This window comes from Pedobacter sp. 01T416_2 (assembly GCF_056398925.1).
Map to the genome: position 1 here is coordinate 1 of NZ_JBFTQI010001165.1, position 1,195 is coordinate 1,195.

General features: G+C 41.7%; 2 protein-coding genes. Both read left to right on the top strand.

Annotated elements, in window-relative coordinates; all coding sequences use genetic code 11:
* Positions 1-116 precede the first annotated feature (116 nt).
* A complete protein-coding gene (locus AC1DPQ_RS28260) occupies positions 117-335 on the top strand; it encodes a hypothetical protein (protein WP_477611645.1) in 219 nt (72 codons plus the stop codon).
* Between the two features lie 53 nt (positions 336-388).
* Positions 389-1,195: glycoside hydrolase family 38 N-terminal domain-containing protein (locus tag AC1DPQ_RS28265; protein ID WP_477611646.1), on the top strand; the 807-nt coding region annotated here is incomplete at its 3' end.

The following is a 1,195-nucleotide window of genomic DNA, read 5'->3' on the forward strand; positions in this document are numbered from 1 at the left end:
TCTCCATTCAAGAGTAGGCCATTCGCAGAGTGCACAGGTAATAGATCCGCGCTTGCCAGAGTTTTCTCCATTCAAGAGTAGGCCATTCGCAGAGTGCACAGGTAATAGATCCGCGCTTGCCAGAGTTTACAACCGAATTGAATGTTCATTTGAACTGGTGGGATGCCATTGTAAAAGCATATCAGGATGGTAAACAGGAGGTGTTAACAATTACCACTGAATTTGGTCCTGCTCCATATATGGTGCATTTACCCACAACCAATATGCCAGTAGCCAATCAGTGGGATATCAATTTGTATATGATGCAGTTACTGAAAGAGAGATATTGTAAATAAGAAGGGCATGTTCTTAAATTATAAAATGTGTTTGATATAACAGTTAAGCTTTTATGAAACAAAAAATACAGATGCTTTTTGTTGTGATGTTATTCACAACAATCGCAGTTGCTCAAGATCAGAAGAAAAATAATCAGGAAATTTCGAAGGTAACGGATGTGTGGGTGGTATTTAAAACCCACTTTGATTTAGGCTTCACTGATCTGCCCGAAAATGTTTTTAAACGTTACCGGGAAGAGATGATGGATAAAGCTTTAGGTGTAATAGAAAAAAACACAACCCAGCCCAAAGAAAAGCAATTTGCATGGACGGTTCCTGGCTGGCCATTACAGGCTCAGATATTGGGCCCTTTGCAAGATGCTGATCGTAAAGCAAGGATAGGAAAAGCGATCAAAGATGGGACAATTGTGGTACACGGACTTCCATTTACCACCCATACCGAATCATTGGATTATGAAGATCTGGTCCGCGGACTTGGTTATTCATCACAAATTAACAGAACTTACGGACTTCCACTAACCATCAGCGCGAAAATGACTGATGTGCCAAGCCATTCCTGGGTATTGCCTACTTTACTGAATCATGCAGGCATAAAATTCTTGCAATTAGGCTGTAATCCGGCAAGCCAGTACCCAAGATTTCCTGAGCTTTTCTGGTGGGAAGGTGCCGATGGCTCGAAGATATTGTGTAACTACACGGCTTTGTACGGTTCTGATATTAAACCCACCAAAAATTGGCCAAGCAGGAATTATCTGGCCATGCAAATGACCGGAGATAACCACGGGCCACCCTCTGAGAAAGAAATTGATAAATTGTTAACCTATGCAAAAAAGGAGATGCCGGGAGTGAGAATCCATTTC